At 63.2% G+C, this 21,734-nt stretch carries 18 protein-coding genes; 17 read left to right on the forward strand and 1 reads right to left on the reverse strand.

The features are described from left to right. The first annotated feature begins 206 nt into the window (after positions 1–206). The 17 genes from rsmH to FEV16_RS02520 all read left to right on the forward strand — a co-directional run bounded on the left by rsmH (position 207) and on the right by FEV16_RS02520 (position 20,736). Positions 207–1,223 carry a 16S rRNA (cytosine(1402)-N(4))-methyltransferase RsmH gene (gene rsmH / locus FEV16_RS02440; protein WP_348639967.1) on the forward strand — a complete coding sequence of 339 codons (1,017 nt, stop codon included), beginning with the start codon at positions 207–209 and terminating at the stop codon, positions 1,221–1,223. Continuing rightward, positions 1,223–1,636 (forward strand): hypothetical protein, encoded by a 414-nt coding sequence (locus FEV16_RS02445; RefSeq protein ID WP_138165999.1) that lies wholly within the window; start codon positions 1,223–1,225, stop codon positions 1,634–1,636. The genes rsmH and FEV16_RS02445 overlap by 1 nt, the downstream gene beginning before the upstream one ends. Continuing rightward, positions 1,633–3,402 carry a penicillin-binding protein 2 gene (locus FEV16_RS02450; protein WP_138166000.1) on the forward strand — a complete coding sequence of 590 codons (1,770 nt, stop codon included), beginning with the start codon at positions 1,633–1,635 and terminating at the stop codon, positions 3,400–3,402. The genes FEV16_RS02445 and FEV16_RS02450 overlap by 4 nt, the downstream gene beginning before the upstream one ends. Continuing rightward, a complete protein-coding gene (locus FEV16_RS02455) occupies positions 3,402–4,853 on the forward strand; it encodes a UDP-N-acetylmuramoyl-L-alanyl-D-glutamate--2,6-diaminopimelate ligase (protein ID WP_138166001.1) in 1,452 nt (483 codons plus the stop codon). The genes FEV16_RS02450 and FEV16_RS02455 overlap by 1 nt, the downstream gene beginning before the upstream one ends. Beyond that, positions 4,850–6,268 (forward strand): UDP-N-acetylmuramoylalanyl-D-glutamyl-2,6-diaminopimelate--D-alanyl-D-alanine ligase, encoded by a 1,419-nt coding sequence (locus FEV16_RS02460; protein ID WP_138166002.1) that lies wholly within the window; start codon positions 4,850–4,852, stop codon positions 6,266–6,268. The genes FEV16_RS02455 and FEV16_RS02460 overlap by 4 nt, the downstream gene beginning before the upstream one ends. Before the next feature lie 9 nt (positions 6,269–6,277). Further along, positions 6,278–7,360, forward strand: coding sequence for a phospho-N-acetylmuramoyl-pentapeptide-transferase (mraY, locus tag FEV16_RS02465; RefSeq protein ID WP_138166003.1), 1,083 nt, complete (start codon positions 6,278–6,280; stop codon positions 7,358–7,360). A gap of 2 nt (positions 7,361–7,362) precedes the next feature. After that, positions 7,363–8,790, forward strand: a complete 1,428-nt coding sequence (gene murD / locus FEV16_RS02470; protein ID WP_138166004.1) for a UDP-N-acetylmuramoyl-L-alanine--D-glutamate ligase — start codon at positions 7,363–7,365, stop codon at positions 8,788–8,790. Beyond that, positions 8,787–9,941, forward strand: coding sequence for a putative peptidoglycan glycosyltransferase FtsW (locus tag FEV16_RS02475; protein WP_138166005.1), 1,155 nt, complete (start codon positions 8,787–8,789; stop codon positions 9,939–9,941). Before murD ends, FEV16_RS02475 begins: the two co-directional genes overlap by 4 nt. 13 nt (positions 9,942–9,954) lie before the next feature. Beyond that, a complete protein-coding gene (murG, locus tag FEV16_RS02480) occupies positions 9,955–11,070 on the forward strand; it encodes an undecaprenyldiphospho-muramoylpentapeptide beta-N-acetylglucosaminyltransferase (protein WP_138166006.1) in 1,116 nt (371 codons plus the stop codon). After that, entirely contained in the window at positions 11,067–12,476 is a 1,410-nt protein-coding gene (gene murC, locus FEV16_RS02485; protein ID WP_138166007.1) for a UDP-N-acetylmuramate--L-alanine ligase, read from the forward strand. Before murG ends, murC begins: the two co-directional genes overlap by 4 nt. Beyond that, complete coding sequence (gene murB / locus FEV16_RS02490) at positions 12,473–13,393, forward strand: UDP-N-acetylmuramate dehydrogenase (protein ID WP_138166008.1); 921 nt, start codon at positions 12,473–12,475, stop codon at positions 13,391–13,393. The genes murC and murB overlap by 4 nt, the downstream gene beginning before the upstream one ends. Positions 13,394–13,472: 79 nt before the next feature. Further along, complete coding sequence (locus tag FEV16_RS02495) at positions 13,473–14,396, forward strand: D-alanine--D-alanine ligase (protein WP_138166009.1); 924 nt, start codon at positions 13,473–13,475, stop codon at positions 14,394–14,396. Beyond that, complete coding sequence (locus FEV16_RS02500) at positions 14,363–15,373, forward strand: cell division protein FtsQ/DivIB (RefSeq protein WP_138166010.1); 1,011 nt, start codon at positions 14,363–14,365, stop codon at positions 15,371–15,373. The genes FEV16_RS02495 and FEV16_RS02500 overlap by 34 nt, the downstream gene beginning before the upstream one ends. A 4-nt stretch (positions 15,374–15,377) precedes the next feature. Beyond that, on the forward strand, positions 15,378–16,688 hold the full coding sequence (gene ftsA / locus FEV16_RS02505; protein ID WP_138166011.1) for a cell division protein FtsA: 1,311 nt from the start codon (positions 15,378–15,380) through the stop codon (positions 16,686–16,688). A 147-nt stretch (positions 16,689–16,835) separates the two neighbouring features. Next, entirely contained in the window at positions 16,836–18,476 is a 1,641-nt protein-coding gene (ftsZ, locus tag FEV16_RS02510; RefSeq protein ID WP_138166012.1) for a cell division protein FtsZ, read from the forward strand. Between the two features lie 106 nt (positions 18,477–18,582). Beyond that, complete coding sequence (gene lpxC / locus FEV16_RS02515; protein WP_281404837.1) at positions 18,583–19,578, forward strand: UDP-3-O-acyl-N-acetylglucosamine deacetylase; 996 nt, start codon at positions 18,583–18,585, stop codon at positions 19,576–19,578. A 273-nt stretch (positions 19,579–19,851) separates the two neighbouring features. After that, a complete protein-coding gene (locus FEV16_RS02520; RefSeq protein WP_138166013.1) occupies positions 19,852–20,736 on the forward strand; it encodes an outer membrane protein assembly factor BamD in 885 nt (294 codons plus the stop codon). Here FEV16_RS02520 and FEV16_RS02525 read toward each other — a convergent pair. Then, complete coding sequence (locus tag FEV16_RS02525) at positions 20,733–21,644, reverse strand: alpha/beta hydrolase (RefSeq protein WP_138166456.1); 912 nt, start codon at positions 21,642–21,644, stop codon at positions 20,733–20,735. The genes FEV16_RS02520 and FEV16_RS02525 overlap by 4 nt on opposite strands. Positions 21,645–21,734: the final 90 nt, after the last annotated feature.

The following is a 21,734-nucleotide window of genomic DNA, read 5'->3' on the forward strand; positions in this document are numbered from 1 at the left end:
GGCCACCGTAAACGCTCCCTTAACGATAAAAAAGCCTAATGAAGCCGGTTGCCGAGTTCGGCGCGTGGCGACCCGCCTGCTCCCCGACGCCTCGCGGTTTCATGTCGATTAAGACCGCCCAGCCGCAATTGAGTCGTCTCGACGAGCCAGCGCTCGCCGAGCGCACAGCGTCGCGCCGCCTGCCATCTCGCGCGGCGCGCCGTCTTATGAGGAGCATGATGATGACGTCGGCGCCGCATATTCCAGTGCTGCGCGACGAGGCGATCGCCGCGCTCGCCGTCCGCGCCGGTGGGCGCTACATCGACGCGACGTTCGGCGCCGGCGGCTATACGCGCGCCATACTCACGCAGCCAGAAACGCGCGTTCTTGCTTTCGACCGCGATCAGAACGCAGTCGCAGCCGGTCAGGCGCTTGTCGATGAGATGCATGGACGGTTCACGCTTGTCGAAGCGCGCTTCTCTCAACTCGTGGACATCGCGCGCGCGAAAAATTTCGCGCCGGTCGACGGCGTGGTGTTCGACATCGGCGTCTCGTCGATGCAGTTCGACGAAGCGGCGCGCGGCTTTTCTTTTCGCGCCGAGGGTCCGCTCGACATGCGCATGGAGGGGCGCGGGCGAAGCGCCGCCGACATCGTCAATGAAGCGGAAGAAGAGACTCTCGCGGACATTCTGTATTTCTTCGGCGAGGAGCGCGCCGCGCGGCGCATCGCCCGGGCGATTGTCAATGATCGTAAAATTGCGCCGTTCGAAACGACAAGAGCGCTCGCAGGACTTATCGAACGCGTGGCGCCCAGCCGTCCGGGCGACATTCATCCGGCGACCAAGAGCTTCCAGGCGCTGCGCATCGCCGTCAATAACGAACTCGAAGAATTACTGAATGGTTTGCTTGGCGCCGAACGGCTTCTCGCCGAAGGCGGCCGGCTCGTCGTCGTGACCTTTCATTCGCTCGAGGATCGCATCGTCAAACAATTTCTCGCTGAACGATGCGGCCGTGGCGAAACCGGGTCACGCCGACTTCCCGGCGAAATCGCGCCGGCGGCGCCGAGTTTCATCTGCGAAGGGCGTCAACCGATCACGCCCACACACGCCGAAACGGCGGCCAATCCGCGCGCGCGCTCGGCCAAATTGCGCCACGCGACGCGCACAATGGCGCCGCCACATCCGCTCGACCCAAGGCTCGCGCGGCTTGTTCGCCTGCCCGATCGCGACAAGGGAAAAGCCTGATGCTGCGGCTCCTCAACATCATCGCGGTTCTCGCGCTCGTCGGGTCGGCGGTTTACGCCTATTCGATCAAATATCAGACGAGCTATCGCGCCGAACAGATCGCCAAAACGAATATCGAGATTAGGCAGGAGCGCGACGCCATTGCGGTGCTGCGCGCCGAATGGGCCTATATGACGCGGCCAGAGCGCGTTCAGCAGCTCGCCGACGCTTATCTTACAGGCATGAAGCGGCTCGACGCGACGCAGATCGTCAGCGCGCAATCTCTGCCCGAGCGATCGCCGCGCGTCGACTCCATCGGCCAAAAGCTCGACTCGTTAGGATTGAGCATGCCGGCGACGCCGCCAGTCGCCGGCGGCGCATCGACGACGACGCCCAAAGCGCAGGGACAGAGCCAAGAGCGACGCAAGCCATGACGCAGACGACGTTCGATACGCAAACATCGCCAGCGCGCAGAATGCGCATGCTACTGCGCGCCGTATTCTCGACAAGTCTCGCTCTGAGCGCGTCGCGTATGCGCCTTGCGGCGCTGGGCTTCCTCGTGCTTTATGCGGTAATTGCGATCAAGCTCGTCTATCTGGGCTTTAAGCCGGAAGCGGCGACGACGCGGCGCGCGGCGGCGGAGGCGGTCGCGGCTTCGCGCCCCGACATCCTCGATCGCAACGGCGAAGTGCTCGCAAGCGACGTCAAGGTGATGTCGGTTTTTGCCGAGCCGCGCCGTCTCATCGACAAGGATGAAGCGACCGAGCTTTTGACCGCCGTTTTGCCGGGGCTCGACGCGCGCGAGTTGCGTGAGCGGCTCGCCTCCAAAAAGGGCTTTGTGTGGGTGAAGCGCGAGGTGACGCCGCATCAGCGCGACGAAATCTTTCATCTCGGACTGCCGGGCGTCGGATTGATCGCCGAGAATAAGCGCGTCTATCCGAATGGCCCAATCGGCGCGCATGTGCTCGGCTTCGCCAATGTGGACAATCAGGGCATCGCCGGCATCGAGAAATATCTCGACGGGCAGGGGCTCGCCGATCTGCATGGCGCCGGCTTTGGCGCGGCGGCTGAAGACCTAAAGCCCGTGGCGCTTTCGCTCGACATACGCGCGACGCATGCGCTGCGCGACGAGCTCGAAAAGGGCGTCATTCACTTTAAGGCGAAGGCGGGCGCAGCGGCGATCATGGACGTCAACACCGGAGAGGTGATCGCGCTCGCGTCGCTCCCCGATTACGATCCGAACAAGCCGACCGACGCGCTCGATCCGATTCACATCAACCGCATGAATGTCGGCGTTTATGAGATGGGCTCGACCTTCAAGGCGCTGACCATCGCGATGGCGCTCGATTCCGGCAAGGTTAATCTCAACTCGAGGCTTGACGCGCGCGGCGTGCTTTCGTTCGGCCGCTTCAAGATTCATGATTATCACGCGCAAAATCGCGCGCTCACTCTGCCGGAAGTTTTCACCTATTCGTCCAATGTCGGCGTCGCGCGTATGGCGATGGGCCAGGGCGTGGAGCGGCACAAGGCGTTCTTGCGCAAGATGGGCCAACTCACGCGCATGCGCACCGAACTGCCCGAAAGCGCCGAGCCGATCGTGCCAAAAAATTGGGGCGAGTTGAACACTATGACCATCGCCTTCGGTCATGGCCTCGCCGTGGCGCCGCTACAGGCGATGATGGCGGTCAGCGCGCTGATGAACGGCGGCTATCTTATGGCGCCGACTTTCATCAGGCGCACCGAAGAAGAAGCGAGAGCGAACGCAGAACGCGTGGTTAAGCCGGAGACGAGCGAAGCGATGCGCTATCTCATGCGCCTCAACGCCGAAATCGGCACGGCGCGAAAGGTGAATATCGCCGGCTATTACGTCGGCGGAAAAACAGGCACAGCGGAAAAGGTCGTCAACGGGCACTATTCGAAGAACAAGCTTTTTACGACCTTTATGGCGGTGGCCCCATCGGATAAGCCCAAATATCTGTTCCTCACCATCATGGACGAACCTCAGGGCCTGCCGGAAACCGGCGGCTACGCTACCGCCGCCTATAACGCCGGCCAGGTGACGGGCGAGATCATCGAGCGCGTCGGGCCCATTCTCGGGCTCGCCCCCCGCTTCGAGCCGCCGCACCAGCCTTTCCCCCTCCTCGCCAAACTGGGTTATGGCTATGCCAATATTCCCGCCCGCGGCGGGGGAGGGCATTGATGCTGCTTTCGGAACTGCTCGCGACGCCTGATCTTGAGCCCGCCCTGCGCGGGCTCAAGATCGCTGGCCTGACGGCCGACAGTCGAATGGCGCGCGACGGCTTCGTTTTTTTTGCAATTCCGGGTCATGCAGGCGACGGCATGTCTTACGTCGCTGACGCGGCGTCGCGCGGCGCCAGCGTCGTCATCGCGCAACGCGCCGCCAAATGTCCGCTGCCGCTTATCGTCGTCGACGACGTGCGGCGCGCCTTGGCGCTCGCGGCGGCGCGCTTCTTGCCTCGTCAGCCCTCGACGATCGCCGCCGTGACAGGCACGAGCGGCAAGACATCGGTCGTCGCCTTCCTGCGCCAGATCTGGGCCGCGCTTGGACATGATGCGGCGTCGCTCGGCACAGTCGGGATCGTGGACTCGCGCGGCGCCCATTACGGCGCGCTGACGACGCCGGGGCCCGTCGAACTGCATCAGATGCTGGAGGACCTCGCGGGGCGCGGCGTCACGCATCTCGCGATGGAAGCGTCGTCGCTCGGCATCGATCAACGGCGGCTCGACGGCGTGCGCGTCGCTGTTGCCGGCTTCACCAATTTCTCGCGCGACCATCTCGATCATCACGCGAGCATGGAGGACTATTTCGCGGCGAAGATGCGGCTTTTCGATACGCTGCTGCAGTTTGGACAGACCGTGGTGATCGACGCCGACAGCGACGTCGCGTCCCGCGTTATCGACATCTGCCGCACGAGAGGTCTCCAGATTTTCAGCGTCGGTTCGAAAGGCGAAACGATCAAACTACTTTCGGCGACGCCGTCCGCCCTCGCAACATCGCTGCGGCTCAGCCATGACGGCGCCCGATACGAAGTGAATCTGCCGCTCGCCGGCGCATTCCAGGTCTCAAACGCGCTCGTCGCCGCCGGCCTCGCTATTGCAAGCGGCGATAACCCGCAGAAAGTCTTTGCGGCGCTCGAAGCGCTCACGGGCGCGCCGGGGCGGCTCGAATTCGTCGGCCAGCATAAGGGGGCGCCGATCTTCGTCGACTACGCCCATAAGCCCGACGCGCTGGAAAAAGTGCTCGCCACCCTGCGGCCGCTGACAAAAAATCGCCTGATTGTCGTTTTCGGGTGCGGCGGCGACCGCGACCGAGGCAAACGCCCGCTGATGGGCGAAATCGTCGCGAGAGCCGCTGATGTCGCCATCGTCACTGATGACAACCCGCGCAGCGAGGACGCGGCCGCCATTCGCGCGGAAATCCTTCAAGGAACCCGCGGCGGCGCGGCGCAGATCATCGAGATCGGGGATCGGCGCGCGGCGATCGCCAACGCCGTGGCGGAACTTCAAACAGGCGACGCGCTCGTGGTGGCCGGCAAGGGCCACGAAACGGGGCAGATCGTCGGCGACCGCGTTTTGCCTTTCTCCGATCATGAGGCCATTGCGCAGGCGCTAAAGGAGCATCATCCATGACCCGGAAGCCGCTATGGTCGGGACTGGCGCTGGTCGGCGCGCTGCGCGCGCGCGTCAGTGGCGGCCTTGCGCGCGAAGCCTCTGGCGTTTCCATCGATACGCGCACGCTTCAACCGGGCGATATGTTCCTCGCCATCAAAGGCGAAACGCGCGATGGCCATGAGTTCGTGCGAACGGCTTTTGAAAAAGGCGCGTCGGCGGCGGTGATCGATGAAGCGCATGCGCCTGAACTCTCCGGCGCCGGTCCGCTTTTCGTCGTCAGAGACGTGCAACAGTCGCTCGAGTCGCTCGGCCAGCGTGCGCGCGAACGGAGCGCCGCTTTCATCGTCGCCGTCACCGGCTCGGTCGGCAAGACGTCGACGAAGGAAATGATCCGGCTCATGCTGTCGCGTTTCGGCGACACGCATGCGTCGGCGGCGTCCTACAACAATCAATGGGGCGTGCCGCTGACGCTCGCGCGCATGCCGGCGGAGTCGCGCTACGGCGTATTCGAACTCGGCATGAATCACGCGGGCGAGATCGCCGCGCTCGTCGCTCAGGTGCGCCCACACGTCGCCGTCGTCACGCGCATCGCGCCCGTTCATCTCGAATATTTCGGGTCAATCGAGAAGATCGCCGACGCCAAGGCGGAAATCTTCCCGGCGCTCGACGGCGGCGTCGCCATCATCAATCGCGACGACGGGTTTTACGAGCGTCTCGCTGCTGCTGCGGCGCCGACCGCCGGACATGTCTTCAGCTTCGGCGAGACGGAGGGCGCCGATGCGCGTCTCTTGTCATACGAGACCGTCGACGAAGGCGCGCTCGTCGAGGCGGAAATTTTCGAACGCCGTCTGCGCTTCCGCATCGGCGCGCCTGGCAAGCATGTCGCCATGAACGCGCTCGCGGCGCTGCTCGTCGGCGCCGTATTCGATGTGGATTTGGAAGAGGCTGCGGGGGCTTTCGCCGAATTCAAGCCGCCGACCGGACGCGGTCAGCGCGAGAAGATATCGACGCGGGATGGCGCGTTTACGCTCATCGACGAGAGCTACAACGCCAATCCGACCTCGATGCGCGCGGCGCTGCAACTTCTCGGCGGCGCGGCGACGGGACCGGGCGGGCGGCGTATTGCGGTGCTCGGCGACATGCTGGAGCTCGGACCCCAGGCGGCCGAACTCCATGCCGAACTCGCGCCAGACCTTATCGACGCCAAGGTCGATCTGCTCTTCACCTCGGGACCGTTGATGTCGCGCTTAAGTTACGCTGCTCCCGATACCATGCGCGCCGCGCATCGGGCGACGCCGCTGGAGCTGGAAGAGGCGGTGCTTGCCGCCATCAGGCCCGGCGATGTGGTGATGGTGAAGGGCTCCAATGGTTCGCGCATGTCGCGGATCGTCTCGGCTTTGAAAGACGCATTCGCCGACGAGATGGCGAACTGAGGAGAAACGATGCTGACGCTGCTTGCGGACTTTTCTCATCTTTACAGTCCGCTAAACGTCTTCCGCTACATCACGTTCCGCGCCGCCATGGGAGCGGCGACGGCGCTTTTTTTCGTCTTCTTCTTCGGGCCGGGCGTGATCGCCGCGTTGCGCATCAAACAGGGCAAGGGCCAGCCGATCCGCGAGGACGGACCGGCTTCGCATCTCATCACCAAAAAAGGCACGCCGACGATGGGCGGCCTGATGATTCTCTCGGGGCTGCTCGCAGCGACGCTACTCTGGGCGAATTTGCGCAATGCTTATGTGTGGATCGTGCTCTTCGTCACCGTAAGCTTCGGCCTCATTGGCTTTTATGACGACTATCTTAAGGTGACGAAACAATCACACGCCGGCTTCTCCGGCAAGCTGCGATTAGCGCTCGAATTCGTTATCGCCGGCGTCGCCTGTTATTTGATGACGAAGGCCGGCGGCGAGAACATGACGAACATCGCCATCCCGATGGTGAAGGGCTATGTCGCGACGCTCGGGCCGCTCTTCATTTTCTTTGGCGCATTCGTCATCGTCGCCGCCGGCAATTGCGTTAATCTGACTGACGGACTCGACGGCCTCGCCATCGTGCCGTCGATGATCGCCGCAGGCGCCTTTGCGATCTTCGCTTATCTCGTCGGCAATTCGATCTTCTCGAATTATCTCGGCGTCAATTACGTCGCCGGCGTCGGCGAACTGACGATTGTCTGTTCCGCCTTCATCGGCGCGGGACTTGGCTTTCTGTGGTTTAACGCGCCGCCGGCGCAAATCTTCATGGGCGACACCGGCTCGCTGGCGCTGGGCGGACTCGTCGGCTCGGTGGCGGTGGCGGTGAAGCAGGAATTCGTGCTTGTCATCGTTGGCGGCCTTTTCGTCCTCGAAGGCGCGTCGGTCATCATCCAGGTCGTCTATTACAAGCTCACCGGCAAGCGCATTTTCCTGATGGCGCCGATTCATCATCACTTCGAACAAAAGGGCTGGAAGGAGCCGCAGATCGTCATCCGGTTCTGGATCATCGCCTTTGTCCTGGCTCTGATGGGCCTCTCGACCTTGAAGCTGAGGTGACGATGACGCCGGTCGAGACGTTCAAGGACAAGCGCGTCGCGCTTTTCGGCCTCGGCGGCTCGGGCCTCTCGACGGCTCGCGCATTGATCGCCGGCGGCGCTGAGGTCGCCGCTTGGGACGATGGCGAGGCTGGACGGCTCAAGGCGGTCGCGCAAGGCATAGCGCTCGAGGACCTCGCTGTGGCGGATTGGAGCGGCTTCGATGCGCTCGTCCTTTCTCCCGGCGTGCCGCTGACCCACCCCGAGCCGCACTGGACTGTGCAGGCGGCGAACGCAGCCGGAGTCGAAATCATCGGCGACGTCGAACTGTTCTGCCGCGAGCGCGAAGCGCGCGCCGGGGGCTCGCCCTTCATCGCCATCACCGGCACAAACGGCAAATCGACGACGACGGCGCTTATCGCGCATATCTTGCGCGAGGCCGGACGGGACGTGCAGCTCGGCGGCAATATAGGCGTGCCGATTCTCGACCTCGAGCCGCCGTCGGACGAACGCATTCACGTCATTGAATGCTCATCGTTTCAGATCGATCTTGCGCCATCGCTGGCGCCGACCATCGGCGTTTTGATCAACGTCACGCCGGACCATATCGACCGTCACGGAACGATTGAAAATTACGCCGCCATCAAGGAGCGGCTTGTCGCTGCGGCCGAAGTGGCGCTTGTCGGCGTCGACGACGCCTATTGCCACGCGGTCGGCGCGCGTCTCGCCGCAACGGCGTCGCCCGATAAGCGTGTTATGCCTGTGTCGGCGAAACGCGCGCTCGACTGGGGCTTCTATGTCGAGGATCGAAGCGTCTATTTCCGCGAGCATGGGCATCCGCCCGATGAAGCCGAGCTGATCGGTTCGCTTAAAGGCGCACGCGCGCTTCGCGGCGCGCATAATGCGCAAAACGCCGCTTTCGCCGCCGCGGCCGCGTGGGAGTGCGGACTGGACGATGATGAGATTGCGAGCGGTTTGCTAAGCTTCCCTGGCCTGCCGCATCGCATGGAGGAAGTTAAACGCATCGAGCGTGCGCTGTTCATCAACGATTCAAAGGCGACCAACGCCGACGCCGCCGAAAAAGCGCTGACGAGCTTCACCGACATCTACTGGATTCTCGGCGGCCGATCGAAAGCGGGCGGCGTCGAGCCGCTGCGGCCGCACTTCTCGCGCATACGCAAAGCCTATCTGATCGGCGAGGCGACCGACGATTTTGCGCGCACGCTTGAGGGAGCGCTGCCTTTTGAGCGATGCGGAACGCTTGACGTGGCGACGACGCGCGCCGCGCTCGACGCGCTCGCGGAAGGCGCGCCGGAACCCGTGGTGCTGCTGTCGCCGGCATGCGCATCCTATGACCAGTTCGCTAATTTCGAAGCGCGCGGCGATGCGTTTCGTGGCCTCGTTGAGGGGCTCCCCGCCGTCATCGCGGCGCGAAAAGGAGGGCTGAGATGATCTCGCGCGCTGAACGAACCCCTTTTTCGGACTGGGCGTGGACGGTGGATCGCTGGCTGCTGGCGAGTCTTGCACTGCTGATCGTCGCCGGCCTCGTCTTTGCCATGGCTGGCAGCCCGCCAGTGGCCGAACGGCTGCATTTGCCGACATTCCATTTCGTCAACCGACAGGTGATGTATCTTCTTCCGGCGCTCGTCGTGATGATCGCGACGTCCTTTCTCTCGCCGCGTCACGTGCGCCGCCTTGCGCTGGTAATCTTCGTCATTTCGCTTGCGCTCGTCATCGCAACGATCTTCTACGGTCAGGAAGTGAAGGGCGCGAAGCGGTGGATCTTCGGCATCCAGCCATCGGAGTTTCTCAAGCCCGCCTTCGTCGTGCTTGTCGCGTGGGCTTTTTCCGAAGGAGCGCGGCGCAAGGACGTTCCCGGGAATCTGATCGCTCTTCTGTTAATGCCCATCACGATCGTGCCGTTGATATTGCAGCCTGACTTCGGCCAGACGATGCTGATTTCGATCGTTTGGGCGGCGCTGTTCTTCATGGCCGGCCTGCACTGGATATGGGTTGTCGGCCTTGGCGGATTGGGCGGCGTCTCAGCGCTGCTCGCCTATAAATTTGTGCCGCATGTTCATGCGCGCATCGAGAGCTTCCTGGAGCCGCCGCCGCCGGTCGCAGGCGTGCCGGCCAACTTTCAGTCGGAGACGGCGCTCGAGAGCTTCATCGCCGGATCGTGGTTCGGCAAGGGTCCCGGCGAAGGGGTGATCAAGCGCATCCTTCCAGACTCGCACACCGATTTCATCTTCGCCGTTATTGGCGAGGAATTCGGCGTTCTCGTTTGCATCGCGCTCGCTGCGGTCTTCGCCTTCGTCGTTGTGCGGGGGCTCTTCTCGGCGGCGCAAAACAGCGACCCATTCTGCCGTTTCGCCACCGCGGGACTCGTGATGCTCTTCGGCTTGCAGAGCTGCATCAATATGGCGGTGAATGTGCACCTCATGCCCGCCAAGGGCATGACGCTGCCTTTCGTCTCCTATGGCGGCTCTTCGCTTATTTCGTTGTCGCTCGGCATGGGATTTTTGCTCGCTGTCACGCGCAAGCGGCCACGCGCTCGCGTTTTGAGCGAGCTTGCCGCGACGGGCGCTCCCGCCGCCGCGTGATAAAAGCCTTGTCATGAAGGATTCTCCGATTCTCCTCGCCGCTGGCGGCACTGGCGGCCATCTTTTTCCGGCTGAGGCGCTCGCGCATGCGCTTGCTGCGCGAGGAGTGGCGGCGGAGCTCGTCACCGAAGAGCGCGCATTGCGCTACGGCGGCAATTTTCCCGCGAGGGCCATGCATGTGATCCCCGCCGGAACGCCGCGTGGCGGCTCGCTCTTCGCCAAGGCGCAGGCGGTGGCGCGTCTCGCCATCGGCACAGCGCAGGCGGTCGCGCTCCTGCGACAGGTGAAGCCCGCCGCGGTGATCGGTTTCGGCGGCTATCCGACCGTGCCGCCCTTGCTTGCGGCGTCCTATCTGGGCGTGCCGAGCGCCTTGCATGAAGCGAATGGCGTGATGGGCAAGGCCAATCGCTTCCTCGCAGGCCGCGTGGACAGGATTGCCGCCGGCCTGCCGACTCTCGTCGTACACCCGGCCGTGCAAAACAAGGTCGTTGTCACTGGCAATCCGGTGCGTCCCAATGTGCTCGAGGCCGCGAAGACGCCTTATCCGACCCTTGACGATGGAATCTTCCGTCTACTTGTCGCGGGCGGCTCGCAAGGCGCGCGTGTGATGGCGGACATCGTGCCAGTGGCGGTCGCAGCGCTTCCTGAGGCTCTGAGAGCAAGAATAACCGTCGTTCAACAAGCGCGCCCCGAAGATATCGAGCGCGTCGAAGCGATCTATGCCGGTGTCAAGGTCAGAGCCGAGATTGCGCCCTTCTTCGCCGATTTCCCGGCGCGGGTCGCCGCGGCGCATTACGTCATTGCCCGCGCCGGCGCGTCGACGGTCTCAGAACTCGCAGTCATTGGGCGACCAGCAATGTTGGTGCCGCTGCCGCACGCGCTCGATCAGGATCAGGCGGCGAACGCCGCTTTTTTGGAGCAGGCCGGCGGCGCGGAAACCGTGCGCCAAAGCGATTTCACGCCGGAATTTTTGACGCGGCGGCTGAGCGAACTCATCAGTGCGCCAGCGCAACTTTCCGCGCGCGCCGAAGCCGCTAAGCAGGTAGGCGTCGCCGACGCCGCCGATCGCCTCGCCGATCTGATCATCGATGTTGCGCGAGAAAACGTCGCGAGACGGAGACAAGGATGAAACTGCCGCGAGAGCTTGGGCCAATTCACTTCGTCGGCATCGGCGGCATCGGCATGTCGGGCATCGCCGAAGTGCTGCTTAATCTCGGCTACAAGGTGCAAGGGTCCGACGCAGCGGAAAACGCTAATGTAAAGCGCCTCGTTGAAAAGGGCGCGACAATCAGCATCGGGCACGACGCAAAAAATCTCGGTGAAGCCGCTGTCGTCGTCGTCTCCACCGCGATCAAGCGCGACAATCCCGAACTTGTGGCGGCGCGCGAAAAACGTCTTCCAGTCGTGCGTCGCGCCGAAATGCTCGCCGAGCTCATGCGCCTCAAGCAATGCGTCGCGATCGCTGGCACGCATGGCAAGACCACGACGACCTCGCTTGTCGCGACGCTGCTCGACGCCGGCGGTCTCGATCCGACGGTGATCAATGGTGGTATCATCAACGCCTATGGCACGAATGCGCGTCTTGGCGCCGGCGAATGGATGGTTGTCGAAGCCGACGAGAGCGACGGCACATTCCTCAAATTGCCAGCGGATGTCGCCATCGTCACCAATATTGATCCCGAGCATCTCGATCATTTCCAAACATTCGACGCCATCAAGGAAGCCTTCCGTAACTTTGTGGAGAATATTCCCTTTTACGGCTTCGCGGTGATGTGCCTCGATCATCCGACGGTGCAGGAGCTCGTCGGCCGCATCGAGGATCGCCGCGTCATTACCTATGGCGAAAATCCGCAGGCCGATGTGCGGCTGCTCGACGTCAATCTCGAGGGCGGCGTCTGTAAGTTCAACGTGCTCTTGCGCGACCGCAAGACCGCACAGGCGATCTATCTTGAAAATCTCCTGCTACCGATGCCGGGCCATCACAACGCGCTCAATGCGACCGCCGCCATTGCTGTCGCCAATCAGCTTGGGCTATCGCCGGAACAGATCCGCAAGGCGCTCGCGGGCTTTGGCGGCGTGAAGCGCCGCTTCACCAAGACCGGCGAATGGAATGGCGTGCAGATTTTCGATGACTACGGTCATCATCCGGTCGAAATCGCCGCCGTGCTGCGCGCCGCGCGGGCTTCAACCAAGGGCAAGGTCGTCGCGCTGATGCAGCCGCATCGCTTCACGCGGCTGCAGTCGTTGTTTGACCAGTTCTCCACCTGTTTCAACGACGCCGACGTTGTCATCGTCGCCGACGTTTATCCTGCAGGCGAGGCGCCGATCGATGGCGTCGATCGCGACTCGCTCGTTTCGGCGATCAAGGCGCATGGCCATCGCCGCGCTTTGGGGCTTCCATCGCCGGAAGTTCTTCCAGCGATGGTCCGCGAGATCGTCGCGCCGGGCGACTATGTCGTATGTCTCGGCGCTGGCAACATCACGCAATGGGCCTATGCGCTGCCGGAGCAGCTTGCGGCGGGGAAGAAGCCGTGACCTTTCCCGACATTTCCGCCGATGTCGCCGCCGCCATGCCTCAACTGCGTGGACGGCTCACGGCGAATGAACCGCTCGCGCCCTATACGTGGTTTCGAGTGGGGGGGCCGGCGCAGATCCTGTTCATGCCGGCCGATGAAGTCGATCTCGCTTACTTCCTTGCCCATCTCTCGAAAGACATTCCCGTTACCGTGATTGGACTCGGCTCCAATCTCATTGTGCGCGACGCCGGCGTCGAAGGCGTTGTCATTCGGCTTTCGGCCAAGGGCTTCGGCGATATCATCGTCGAAGACGGCTGCAGGCTGCGAGTCGGCGCCGCCGTTCCCGATGTGAAGGCGGCGCGCGCCGCCGCCGAAGCGGGCATCGACGGTCTGGCCTTCTATCGTGGCATTCCCGGCGCGATCGGCGGCGCGCTGCGGATGAACGCCGGCGCGCATGGCGGCGAGACGAAGGATGCGCTCATCGAAGCGCGCGGCGTCGACCGCGCCGGCGACATACGCGTTTTCGCCAACGCCGATCTCGGCTATTCCTACCGCCATTGCTCGGCGCCGGAGGATGTGATCTTCACTCAAGCGCTTTATCAGGGAAGGCCAGGCGATCCGGCGATGATCATCGCCGAGATGGAGCGCATCACGGCGGCGCGGGAAGCCTCGCAGCCGATCAAGGAAAAGACCGGCGGGTCAACCTTCAAGAATCCTGAGGGCGCAAAGGCGTGGCAGTTGATCGACGCGGCCGGTTGTCGCGGACTTGTCGTCGGCGACGCGCAGGTAAGCGAAATGCACTGCAATTTTCTGATCAACCGCGGACGCGCCACCGCCGCCGATATTGAGACGCTTGGCGAAGAGGTGCGCCGGCGCGTGCGTGAGACGAGCGGCGTCGATCTGTATTGGGAGATCAAGCGAATAGGCGTCGCGTGAAGTGATCGCCACTGGGTCGCGAGGCCGTCTTGCGGATTTTTGCGCCAATCTACGGCGCGCTCGATCGGATATTCAAGTCATGACCAAACACGTCGCCGTTCTGATGGGCGGACTTTCCGCTGAACGCGAAATTTCTTTGCGGTCGGGCGAAGCCTGCGCGAAGGCTCTCGAGGAGCAGGGATTTCGCGTTACCCGCGTCGACGCCGGACATGACGTCGCGAATGTCCTTTCATCGCTCAAACCAGACGTCGCCTTTAACGCGCTCCATGGAAAGTTTGGCGAGGACGGCTGCATTCAGGGCGTGCTGGAGCTTCTGCGCATCCCGTACACGCATTCCGGCGTGCTTGCCTCATCAGTGGCGATGAAAAAGGACGTGGCGAAGACGGTGATGGCGGCCGCAGGCGTTCCCGTTCCGCGAGGGCGCGTTCTGCACAGGCTGGAGGCCGCCCAAGCGCATGCGCTGCCACTTCCCTATGTGCTCAAGCCCGTCTCCGAAGGCTCCTCCTTCGGGGTCTTCATCATCCATGAGGGCCAAGAGCATCCTCCTCAGGAGTTATGGCGAGAGGATTGGTCGCACGGCGACATGATGCTTGCGGAGCAGTTTATCGCGGGACGCGAACTCACCTGCGCCGTCATGGGCGACAAGGCTCTGGACGTGATTGAAATTCTCGCCGCCGACGGCGGTTGGTACGACTATCACGCAAAATACGCCAAAGGGGGCTCGAAACACGTCCTTCCGGCGAATCTTAAACAGAATATTTACCAAGAGGTTCAACATTTGGCCCTTGAGGCTCATCGAGCTCTTGGCTGTCGCGGCGTAAGCCGCGCGGACTTCCGATACGACGACCGCCCCGGAGGTACGGGCGAACTCGTCGTATTGGAAGTCAACACTCAGCCGGGAATGACGGAGACCTCGCTCGTGCCAGAAATGGCGGCTTACGCAGGTTTTTCGTTCGGCGAGCTGGTCAAATGGATGGTGGAAGACGCATCCTGCGATCGTTGAAGGAGTCGTTTGCGGCTCGGCATTCGCTCGTCCCTATCGTCCCCGGTGAATCCTCATATGCCCTAGCCGCGGTGGTCGCCGTTACGTCGGTTCCCTCTGCGAGCGCTCCCGCCGCCGTTGCGCCGCGCGCGCCATCGCGTAAACGCCGCGGCGGACGCCTCCTCTCGCGCCTGGCGCTTCTGGGCCGGCCGGGCGTCGGCTCGCTTGCGACGATCGCGCTCTTCGTCTTTGTCGGCGCGGCCGGCTTCATTGAGAATGGCGGCTACACCGATCTCGTCGCGCGCGAGGGCGAACTCTACGACATCGCGGCGCGCGTCGCCGGCTTTCCGATTTCCGCCGTCACCATTACGGGCCAGTCGCGTTTGAGCGAGCGCGAACTCCTCGACGCCGCAGGCGTTGGTCTGCGGAACTCTTTGCCCTTCCTCGATGCGACTGCGGTGCGCGATCGACTGATGCAGGTCCCGCTCGTGAAATCAGCGCGGGTGATGAAGCTCTATCCCAGCCGCCTCGTGATCGCGATCGAAGAACGCCAGCCGAGCGCCTTGTGGCAGCGCGATGGACGTGTCGCCGTCATCTCTGAAGACGGCGTGCCGATCGATGAATTGCGCGACCAGCGCTATCTCGGACTGCCGTTCGTCGTCGGCGAAGGCGCGCAAAAACGGCTACCCGAGTTCCTCATGCTGATGACAAAGGCCGGGGATCTTTCGCATCGGATCAAAGCTGGCGTGCTCGTCGCTGGGCGCCGCTGGAACTTCGAGATGACGAACGGCGTGACGGTGAAGTTGCCGGAGATCGGTCCGGCCGAAGCGCTGGAAACGCTCGCGCGGCTGCAGCGAGAGGCCCGCATTCTCGATAAGGACGTGATGTTTGTTGATTTGCGAATTCCTGATCGCGTGAGCGTGCGGTTGACGGAAGAGGCCGCGGCGACGCGCGAGGCTCAGACGGCGCCGCGCAAATCGTCGAAGAGTGGTGGTTAGCCGCATGATTTTGCCCATCATCCCTCCACGCATGAAGCCGCTCTCGCCGCGACGTTCCGCGACTTTTGCGGCGCTCGACGTCGGCACGTCCAAGATCGCCTGCCTCATCGCGCGGCTGACGCCGCTTGGCGCCATAGCGCCCGGCGATTGGCGCACCCACCGAATCCGCATCGTCGGCATCGGCCATCAGCGCTCCCTAGGCGTAAAGAATGGCTTTGTGGTTGACATGAACGCGGCCGACACCGCGATACGACAGACGGTGGACGCCGCCGAACGCATGGCTGGCATGCAGATCGAACGCGTCGTCGTTACGGCTGCGGGCGGCAGATTGTCGTCGGAGCACTTCCAGGCGAAACGCGTCATTGGCGGCCGCGAAGTCGCCGAAGACGACATTCATCGCGTTCTCGAGGCTTCGGCCGCGCATCATCTCCATCGCGGCCGCATTGCCCTGCACTCGCTGCCCACCGGCTTCTCTCTCGACGGCGTGTCGGGCATCCGCGAGCCCAAGGACATGATTGGCGAGGAGCTCGGAGTCGATCTCCATGTCGCGACCTGCGATCAGGCTGCGGCCCGCAATCTGATCATGGCTGTCGAGCGTGGCCATCTCAGCGTCGAGGGCATGGCCGCTGCGCCTTATGTCGCAGCTCTCTCGACGCTCGAACCCGATGAAGCCGAGATGGGCGTCGTCGTCGTCGATATGGGCGCCGGGTCGACCTCCGTCGCCGTTTTCGCCAGAGGCGAGATGATTTATGTTGACGCCGTCGCGCTCGGCGGCGGTCACGTCACCATGGACATCGCGCGCGGGCTTGACGCGCGGCTCTCCGACGCGGAGCGTCTGAAGACCTTTCACGGGTCGGCGATCGCTTCGATCTCTGATGAGCGCGAAACCATCTCCTTCGATCACGTCGGCGAGAGCGATCACAAAGCGCATGCGCCGAAATCGCATCTCGTGCGCATCATCCGCCCGCGAGTCGAGGAGACGCTTGAATTCCTCCGTGACCGCTTGGCTAAGGCCGGCCATCCGAGCGGCCCCGGCCGCCGCATCGTCCTGACTGGCGGCGCAAGTCAGCTCACGGGCGTCGCTGAAGCCGCGCGCCGCATTCTCGGCGGCCAGGTGCGGGTGGGGCGTCCGATTGGCGTCGAGGGTCTGCCGGAATCGGCGAGGACTCCTGCCTTCGCGGCGGCCGCTGGACTGCTCGTCTATCCGCAGGTCGCCGCGCACGAATATTTCGAGCCGCGCCGGATCGAGCGCGCGGCGACAGGAACGGACGGATACATCACGCGCGTAGGGAGATGGTTAAGAGAAAGCTTCTAGAATCGCGCGGAAGTGATTCATTCAACCGGCGCGCCGACAGCAGCACGCCGAGCATGATTGCCGAGGACGACGCGTTCGGCGACCGGGCGTCCAATGGCGAAGGATAACGAGCGCCGAGTCGTGGACGAATGGTGAGAGGCCTGGCAGATGACGATCAACCTTAAAGCTCCCGAATTGAGGGAATTGAAGCCCCGCATCATGGTTTGCGGCGTCGGCGGCGGCGGCTGCAATGCCGTCAACAACATGATTTCCTCCGGTCTGTCGGGCGTCGATTTCCTCGTCGCCAACACGGACGCGCAGGCGCTCGCTTCATCGCAGGCGGAACGAATTATTCAGATGGGCTTGCAAGTGACGGAAGGTTTGGGCGCGGGCGCTCAGCCTGAGGTCGGCCGCGCGGCGGCCGAAGAGGCGCGCGAAGAAATTCGCGAGCATCTCGGCGGCGCGCACATGTGCTTTGTCACCGCCGGCATGGGCGGCGGCACCGGCACGGGCGCCGCCCCGGTGATCGCGCAGATCGCGCGCGAGATGGGCATCCTCACCGTCGGCGTCGTCACCAAGCCCTTCCATTTTGAAGGCCAGCGTCGCCTGCGCATCGCAGAGTCGGGCATCTCCGAACTGCAAAAATGCGTCGATACGCTGATCGTTATCCCGAACCAGAATCTCTTCCGCATCGCCACGGAAAAAACGACCTTCGCCGACGCCTTCGCCATGGCCGATCAGGTTCTCTATTCGGGAGTGGCGTCGGTTACGGACCTGATGGTCAAAGAGGGCCTCATCAACCTCGATTTTGCCGACGTCCGCTCGATCATGCGCGGCATGGGCAAGGCGATGATGGGCACCGGCGAAGCCACGGGAGAAAATCGCGCCAATCTCGCGGCGGAAGCGGCTATCGCGAATCCGCTGCTCGATGAAGTGTCGATGAAGGGCGCGCGCGGCCTGCTGATCTCCATCACCGGCGGCCACGACCTCACGCTTTACGAAGTCGACGAGGCGGCAAGCCGTATTCGCCAAGAGGTCGACGAGGACGCCAACATCATTCTGGGCGCAACATTCGATTCATCGCTCGAAGGCGTGGTGCGCGTCTCCGTCGTCGCAACCGGCATCGATCTCGCCGCAATCACCGCCGACGATCCGACGAGCGAATCGCGTCTTGCAGAAGCCGCCCAGCGCCTGCGCAACCAGTTGCAGCAGGCCCGCGCCCAGCAGTCCGCGCCGGTTGTCGAACCGACGCCCGTCATGCTCCACAGGGAGGAGCCGCAGACCGCGGACAGCTATTATGCCGAGTCGGCGCAGGCGCATGGCGTCTATCTTGAGCCGGCGCCGCCGCGGCCCACTTATAGCGAGCCGCGTTTGGACGCTGTGCGCCCCGAGGCGCCGGTCGGCGCCTATGTGCCGCCTGCGCCGGAACAGCCCCGCGCGTCGCGCATGCCGCAGATCGAAGATTTCCCCCAGCCGATCCAGGATCAGCTGCGTCAGCAGATGGGCGGCGGCGATCATCGCCGCAAATCGATCTTCGAGCGTCTCGCTTCCTTTGGCGCGAGCCGCCAGGAAGACGGTCTGCAGAGCGCGCCCGCGGCGTCGGGGCCTCGCCCGCAAATGGCCCCGGGGAGCGCTCAGCCGTCGGCGACCCATGCCGAATATGGCAAGCGTCCCGTCGCTCCGCCGCCGGCGGGCTCTGGAGGGCATGCGTCGCTCGATCCACACGGCCGTCGCCCGCTGCAGCCTCGCTCCGCTGAGGAGGATCATCTGGAGATCCCAGCCTTCCTGCGCCGACAGGCCAATCACTGAGCCTCTCAAACAATCGGAAAGGGCCCGCCTCGCGGGCCTTTTCTTTTGGGCGTCACCGTTTGTAACAAACTGTAGGAAACCGTGACTGGAGCCGCCACGCTCGGATTTGCTATCTTCCGCGCGGGCTTTAGGGGAGGGTTGCGCCATTCGCTCGGATTCTCGCCGACTCGCGTCGCGCGCGCCCTGCGCAGCGCTTCCTGTAGGCGCGGCTGCGCCAGCAGTTCAGCAGACGATCGCCCGGAGCGTTAGAATCGCCGGCCAGGGCGTGCACGGCGGTCATTGCGTCAGCCTAACGCTCGCGCCATGCGGCGGTGACGTCGGGATTATTTTCAGCGTTGCAGGAGCGGAAATCGAAGCGCATTGGTCCTGCGTCGACGCATCGAAATTGCGCACGCGTCTCGCGTGCGATGGCGCCAGCGTGTCGACGGTCGAGCATCTGATGGCCGCGCTGGCGGCGCTTGGCGTCGACAACGCCTTCATTGTGCTCGACGGCGATGAAGTTCCGGCGATGGACGGGTCCGCTCGCGACTTCGTTTCGGCGATCGACGAGGCCGGCGTCGTCGCGCTTCCTGCGCCGCGGCGCGCGTTGCGCGTTACGAAGCCGGTGCGCGTATCAGACGGCGCCGGCTGGGCGGAGCTTAGTCCCGCGGAAACCGGCCTCCAACTCGATGTGGAAATCGCCTTCCCGGGGCCGATTGGCCGCCAGCGCCGGGTCCTCGAGCTGACGCCCGAAATATTCCGAACCGAATTGGCAGGCGCTCGTAGTTTTGGATTCCTGCGTGACGCCGAGCGACTTTGGCGGGAAGGTCTCGCGTTGGGCGCCAATCTCGACAATACGCTCGTTTTTGATGAGCGCGCCGCGATCAATCCTCATGGGTTGCGATTCGCCGATGAATGCGTGCGTCATAAGATGCTGGATGTCGTGGGCGATCTCGCGCTGGCTGGAGCGCCGATTATCGGCGCCTTCCGTTCCTATCGCGGCGGGCATGGCCTCAATATCGCGCTGCTCGAAGCTGCAGCGCGATCCGGCGCCCTGGCGCCCGAATTCGACGGCGCGCGCAATAAACGCGCGGCGGGGACGGGCCGAAGCCTCTCGCCATAATCTCGCCAGATGAAGGTTCTTCTTTCAGCCGACCGCAAAAAGGCGCGGCGCGCCGCCGCGGCTTTCGAGCGGGTTCCGAAAAAGTTGACAGACTTTTTCGATGAGAACCTGCTCCAAGGTTTTGATTTTGAGCGATTCCTTATCGAGCACATGTTCCATGTGATCGGGAAGCGCTCTAGGCGCAGGGCAGGGGGCCCCGCGGCGGATTTGGCTAATTGAGCTTGAAAGGCGTCCGACGCGCTGGCGTCGCATGGCGCTGCAATGGGGCAATAAATGACGGTTTTCGCTCGTTCATTCGGTTTTTTGGCTTTGGCGTCGGCCTTATCGATCGGCGCTTCTCCGGCCCGCGCCGACCTTATGGACTCGATCACCAGCGGATTCGGCCTTTTTGGCGGGGGCGGCACGAAATATCAGACCGAGATCACGCCCGATATTCCCGCGGACGATCTTTACAATGCTGGCTTGGCGAAGCTGAAGGCGAAGGATTACGAGGGCGCGGCGAAGAAATTTGGCGAATTGGAGAAGCACTATCCATCATCGGACTGGGCGCGCAAGGGCCTGCTCATGGTGACTTTCACTCAGTATGAGCATCCCAAATACGACGACGCCGTGCAGTCAGCGCAGCGCTACATCGGCCTTTATCCAAATTCTCCCGACACGCCATACGTCTACTACCTGGCGGCGATGTCCTTCTACAATCAGGTGCCGGACGTCATGCGCGATCAGCAATCGGCTGAGAAGGCGCTGGAGATTTTCGCGCAGCTCGTTCAAAAATTTCCGAAATCTGAATATGTGAACGACGCAAAATACAAGATGCAGGTGACGCGCGACCAACTCGCCGCCAAGGAGATGAACGTCGGGCGCTTTTATCTCACCCGCAAGAATTACCCTGCCGCGATCAACCGTTTCCATGACGTTCTCGGCAAATATCAGACGACGCGCCACACTGAGGAGGCGCTCTATCGGCTTACCGAAGCCTATCTCGCCATGGGCGTGACCAATGAGGCGCAGACGGCGGCCGCCATTCTGGGCCACAACTACCCGGATTCGCAGTGGTATAAGGACGCTCACGCTTTGCTGAAGAGCGACGGTCTGGAGCCGCACGAACACACCGATTCCTGGCTGTCCAAGATTGGCAAGACGCTGCACGCAATCTAGCTGTCTATCGCCGAAAAGCGCGCCTGCATAAATGCGCCGGCGTGCGCGAGCGCGCGCCGGCCATCTTCGAGCCGCGCATTCCATAAGTGCCACGCGTGAATCATGCGCGGCCAAACCTCCAATGTGACGGAGACGTCGGCCGCGCCCGCGACCGCTGCGAGTCGCGTCGAATCGGCGAGCAACGTTTCATTCGAGCCCACTTGGACGATGAGCGGCGGCAAGCCCGTGAAATCGCCGAAGAGCGCAGAAACGCGCGGATCGCGGCGATCGACTCCTTGCGGCGCATAGGCCTGCGCAAGTTCCTCAAGGTAGGATCTATGCAGCAGCGGGTCGACGCTATCCTTCGTCGTCAGCGTTTCGCCGGAGAGCGTGAGATCGGTCCACGGCGAAACGAGCCAGGCGCAGGCGGGAAGCGCCTCATTGAGGTCGCGCAGGCGCATGAGCAAGGCAAGCGTCAGCCCGCCGCCGGCGCTGTCGCCGCCGACCGCAATATGCTTCGCATGAAATCCTTGCTCGCGGAGAAATCGCCAGGTCGTAAGCGCATCGTCATAGGCGGCGGGAAATGGATGTTCGGGCGCAAGCCTGAAGGCGATGGCGAGCGTGCGGGCGCGCGCGGCGCGTCCAGCTTCCGTCGCCATTCGGCGATGGCTGACGATCGAGCCCGAGCAATAGCCGCCGCCGTGAAAAAAGATGAGCGCGCGCGACGGGTCGCTTCCCGGCGCTCGAGACCATTCGGCGGGCATGCCGTCGATCGAAATCGATTCGAGCAAAATATCCGGCGCGGCAGGCCAAGCGGCGCCCACCTCCTCGATACGGGCGCGCCGCGCCGGCCAGCCGACCGGTCTCGGCTTTGCGCTTAGCAGGGCGCGGATGTCGTCAATGCCGAGATCGCCCACGAAAATCTCCATTTGGAAACGGTCGCTCACGACTATAATCGCGCCGCGTCCATGCGTCGCGGCCGTGGATTCGTCGCCTCTACACGCCAGGAATGCTTGAGC

It is taken from the genome of Methylocystis sp. B8 (assembly GCF_005771425.1).
Taxonomy (GTDB): Bacteria; Pseudomonadota; Alphaproteobacteria; order Rhizobiales; family Beijerinckiaceae; genus Methylocystis.